Origin of the sequence: Agathobaculum sp., assembly GCF_050946325.1 — a bacterium.
Taxonomy (GTDB): Bacteria; Bacillota; Clostridia; order Oscillospirales; family Butyricicoccaceae; genus Agathobaculum.
The window spans coordinates 1-4,300 of the sequence record NZ_JBMNUP010000155.1; the positions used below are offsets into that span (position 1 = coordinate 1).

Consider the following 4,300-nt stretch of genomic DNA (forward strand, 5'->3'; position numbering starts at 1 on the left):
GGGGCGTGTGTCAATCGACGTACGGGTTCAAGTCCCGTCACTCGCACCACCTCTTCAAGTGCGAGTAAGTAAATATGCGGATGTGGCGGAATGGCAGACGCGCTAGCTTCAGGTGCTAGTGTTCGCAAGGACGTGGGGGTTCAAGTCCCCCCATCCGCACCAAAAACACGGATTTCGGTTGAAATCCGTGTTTTTCTTTTTGTCATTGAAAAAGATGCGCAAAAACCGTTGTTGAATTGCGTGCGCAAAACCTGTATAATGAGAGCATAGCCTGCGCGGCTGCTTTGTTTGCGGAGCACCGGCAGAGAGGGAGGAAATGCGGTATGAATACCTATTTGATGTACGGAACGTTTATTTTGCTGGGGCTGCTTCTGGTGTGCTGGTTCATTAACCTGATTCTGGTGCAGAAGAAAGGGGAGCCTTCGCTGTGGGCAAGCCGCGGGCTGTATGTTTTCGGTCTGCTGGCCGTGGTGCTGAATGCGGTGCGCGTTGGAATGACGGCGAAAACCTACCCGGGCACGCTGGTGTTTGCCAACATTGTTGCGTTTATCTGTATCCTGATTGCATTTATCAGAATGGAAAAAGAGCATAAAAATAAAGGGAGGGAGTAATCCTTCCCTTTGTTTTTTGTTTACATGCCGCCGCCCCAGCCGTGCGCGTCTTCGGTGGGGTCAGGCTTTGGCTTTTCGGCGGAGCTTTGGGCGGCCGTCTGCTGAAGCTGTGCCAGCAGGGCTGCCATTTCTTCCTCGGACAGCGTGGCCTTGAGCTTTTCAAGGGTGTCGTTCAGATCTTTCTGCGCGCCCTGCGCGGAGGCCTTGGCCCATTCGGCCTGCTGCATCTGGACTTTTTCCCGCAGACGGCGGGCGTATTCTCTGTCATCAATGCGCGGTGCGACGGGAATGCCTGCGGTTACGCCAACCAGCGCAAGCACCAGCTTGAGCGCGACAAGCGCGCCGCCCATGCTGGCGTATTCCGCGTGTATGCCGGATAGATACGCAGAAGAGAAAATATCATATTGCAGAATGTTGATTGCCGCATAAAGGATAAACAGCGCCAGTGCGATTGCACAGCCCAGTTTGCTGCCCCAGCCGGTTGGCCGGATGCAAGAGATTACAATGCCGGCCGTCATCAGCAGGCAGAAGAAAAGCTCTGCACAAAACGGCATAGGCAGGCCGGAAGCGCCGCTTCCGAATAACATGCTGCGCAGCAGATAAGCCTGCCCTGCGATGATGAGCAAAAAGCAAAGGACAGTGATGCCGCCGCGTGCGGCCGGTGCGCTGGAATTCTGCTTGTTCATAATATCTTCCTCCTGAGGTGGGCAAGGCCCTGTGCCATTTCAGTATAACATCGTTTGTGCAAATCGTCAAATTTGAGTTGTGTTTTTGAGGAGTGACAGGTATAATAAAAACAATGAATGCCTGCCGCATCGTCGGCATAGGGTAAAGGGAGGGGCTTATATGCCGATTTCATTCAATCCAATTCATCTGGCCTATGCGGTTATGGTGATTGGCATTATTTTCTGCTTTGTTGCTTCAAGAAACCTGAACAAAGATATGCGCAAAGAGGTGGATGCGTTTGCACTGCCATTTGTCCGCCTGTCGAATTACATCTGCCCGACACCGCCGGATAAAGGGATTCTGGTGGAAGAACTGGGGGATGGCCGCGTGCGTGTGCTGCCGCCGGAGCAGCAGAGCGAGACCATCCGCAATGTGATGCGGCGTGCCAACAGAGAAAAATCGGTCAAACTGTTTGCGGATATGGTGGAAGCGGCCGATTCGGTTGTTCGGCAGGCCGGTATCAACCGGACCAAGAAATCCCAGTTTGCACAGCCCGTGAACGAGATTCTCAATATGACGCACACGTTTTTGGTGGGCTGCGAAAATCCGGCGACGATTGATACGGAAGAAAAACGGGAACAGTTTGACAGTTTTCTGATGAAACAGGTCGATCATCGGATGGTGCTGCTGCGCCGGATACGGGGCGGCACGGCTAACGAGTACCGTGAGCTGAACAAGGTATACGCGCGTGAAATGGAAGCCCGCGAGAAAGAGGAAGAACAGGCGCGGCGCGGTCGCGGAAAAAAGAATTTGGCAAAGGAATGAGAAAAACGTAAAAAACAGAAAAAACAAACCGATAAAATTTAGTTAAGATGCACATAATTCCCCTGAATTTTTGGCTGGTTTGACCGTTAACACTTTGTTTACATTTTATCAAAAGAATGATACAATCAGCTTGTAAGAAGGTTTGCTGCATCTGGGGAGAACGGCAAACTGAGAAAAAATTGTGAAGGGGGTATTTTCACATGAGTAACGAAACTCAACCCAAGACCACACAGATCAAGGAGCCCGAAGGTTTCAACCAAAGCAAGTTCCCGCTGAAAAAGAGAGAACTTGGCGGTGTTCAGCCGTATATCAAGTTGGGGCCGTTTAACCTTCGTCTTCCGCTGATCCACCACCGCTGGTCCTGGACCGAAATGGCTGCGGCAATGTTCCTGGGCGTTGCGTGCCTGGGCGCAGGTACTGCAACAACCATGACGACCTTCGGTCTGGATGAAGCGGCAAACATCGCAGCCCTCGGGCTGACCGAAAACGGCGCATTCCTGATGAGCCTTACCTTCGGCGTACTGAACGCCATCTGCTACTACCTGCCGTCCCTGCTGGGCGACCCTGTAGTACCTGGCTGGATTACGCCGGCCCTTCCGCTGACGCTGAATTACCTCGGCCAGTGGGCGCTTCCGGACTATGCAACCGGTAATGTGGACCGAATATACGCCATGATTGCCCTACAAATGCTGGTAGCGCTTTGCTTCCTCATCATGGGTGCAACGGGCATCGGCCGCTGGCTGATCGGTATTGTGCCGAATGCGATTAAGGCTGGTATCGTACTTGGCGCCGGCGTTACTGCTGGTGTGAACGTCTTCTCGGCCCGTATGCCGAAGGCGCCGATTACGGTTGCAATTGCCGTTCTGATGTCCTACTTCTTCCTGTTCAACCCGAGCTTTGCGCGGGCGGCCACGAAGAACAGAACGCTGAACTGGCTGCGTAACCAGGGCGTTGTTCCGGCACAGGTATTTGCCATTGTGCTGGCGCCGTTCCTGATTCGCGAAATTCCGATTCCGGAAATTCAGTGGGGCCTGACGCCGCTGTCGTTCGGCTTCGTGCTGGAGCACTTCACCATCTTTGGCTTGGGCATGCCGGATGTAAGCTTCTTCGTCCAGGCAATCCCGATGGCGCTTACTGTTTACATCATTGCCTTCTCTGACTTCGTTCTGGCGAAGGAAGTTGTTACCGAAGCGACTGCCGCCCGTGATGACGAAATCGTTATCTTCGACGCCGGCCGTTCCAACCTGGTAAGCTTCCTGCGTAACGGCATCATGTCTCTGTTTGCTCCCTGGGTTCCGATGTGCGGCCCGCTGTGGGCATCCGGCCTGCTGACCATTACCGAGCGCTACAAGAGAGGCTACAAGACCCTGAACAGCTACTGGGACGGCGTCTGCACCTTCCGTGCGGCAACCGTTATCTCGGTTCTGATTCTGCCTCTGGTTACGCTGATTCGTCCTGCGTTTGCCATCTTCTTCGGCATTACGATGGGCGTACAGTGCTTCGCCTGCGGCAACATCGGTATGCGTATGTGCCAGACTGCGAATGAGCGCGGCATCGCCTGCGTAATTGCGGCCGCTCTGGCGTACTATACCCCGGGCCCGGCGCTTCTCGTCGGCATCATCGTCTGGGCTGTTGTGGAAGGCAGCGAGCTGTTCCTCAACAAGAAGGAAAAGGAAGCCTAATCAAATTTAATCCATGCTTTTGGCCCGGCGGGAATTTACCGTCGGGCCATGCCTTTATAAAGAAGAATGCAAAAGGAGGTGCGCTGATGAAGGAATTGAAGGATGTGGAAATTGGCAGCATAGTGACCGTGCGAAAGGTGACAGGAAAGCGGGCGGTGCAGAAGGAACTGGAATCGCTCGGGATTATGAGCGGCAGCGATTTGACACTGCTGGAGGTGACCGAACCCGGCGGTTCTGTTCGTGTGCACAATGGACGGCAGGAGGTTCTGCTGTCTCCGGAACAGGCGGCCTGCATTGGTGTGGGCGAGCATTTCGTCCGCAGGGGAGAACCCGTTTTGCTGTGCGGCTGCTGCGCGACGGGAAACATGACGGAGATGCTGGAACGCATGGAAAAATGCTTCCAGGCCCCCGATAACACAGAAGAAAAGTGATGCATCCGCCCGGTAAAAGCCGGGCGGATTTTTTTGTGAAAAAAGGATAAAACAGAGGGGATAGACTTTATAAAAGACCTGTGGT

General features: G+C 53.7%; 5 protein-coding genes and 1 tRNA gene. 5 read left to right on the top strand and 1 reads right to left on the bottom strand.

The features are described 5' to 3' along the window. The first annotated feature begins 76 nt into the window (after positions 1-76). Together ACOYIE_RS09675 and ACOYIE_RS09680 are read left to right on the top strand one after the other, a co-directional pair. Positions 77-162, top strand: a tRNA-Leu gene (locus ACOYIE_RS09675). A 161-nt stretch (positions 163-323) separates the two neighbouring features. Further along, positions 324-611: a hypothetical protein gene (locus ACOYIE_RS09680; RefSeq protein WP_433412702.1), complete on the top strand. Its 288-nt coding sequence runs from the start codon at positions 324-326 to the stop codon at positions 609-611. Between the two features lie 20 nt (positions 612-631). Here the strand turns inward: ACOYIE_RS09680 and ACOYIE_RS09685 are convergent, their stop codons facing one another. Then, complete coding sequence (locus ACOYIE_RS09685) at positions 632-1,297, bottom strand: hypothetical protein (RefSeq protein ID WP_433412704.1); 666 nt, start codon at positions 1,295-1,297, stop codon at positions 632-634. Positions 1,298-1,457: 160 nt separating this feature from the next. On the opposite strand from ACOYIE_RS09685, the gene ACOYIE_RS09690 reads away from it, so the two are divergent. The 3 genes from ACOYIE_RS09690 to ACOYIE_RS09700 all read left to right on the top strand — a co-directional run bounded on the left by ACOYIE_RS09690 (position 1,458) and on the right by ACOYIE_RS09700 (position 4,215). Then, positions 1,458-2,102: a hypothetical protein gene (locus ACOYIE_RS09690; RefSeq protein ID WP_433412706.1), complete on the top strand. Its 645-nt coding sequence runs from the start codon at positions 1,458-1,460 to the stop codon at positions 2,100-2,102. Between the two features lie 200 nt (positions 2,103-2,302). After that, positions 2,303-3,784 (top strand): hypothetical protein, encoded by a 1,482-nt coding sequence (locus ACOYIE_RS09695; RefSeq protein ID WP_433412708.1) that lies wholly within the window; start codon positions 2,303-2,305, stop codon positions 3,782-3,784. Positions 3,785-3,870: 86 nt separating this feature from the next. Further along, positions 3,871-4,215, top strand: coding sequence for a ferrous iron transport protein A (locus ACOYIE_RS09700; RefSeq protein WP_433412710.1), 345 nt, complete (start codon positions 3,871-3,873; stop codon positions 4,213-4,215). Positions 4,216-4,300 lie beyond the last annotated feature (85 nt).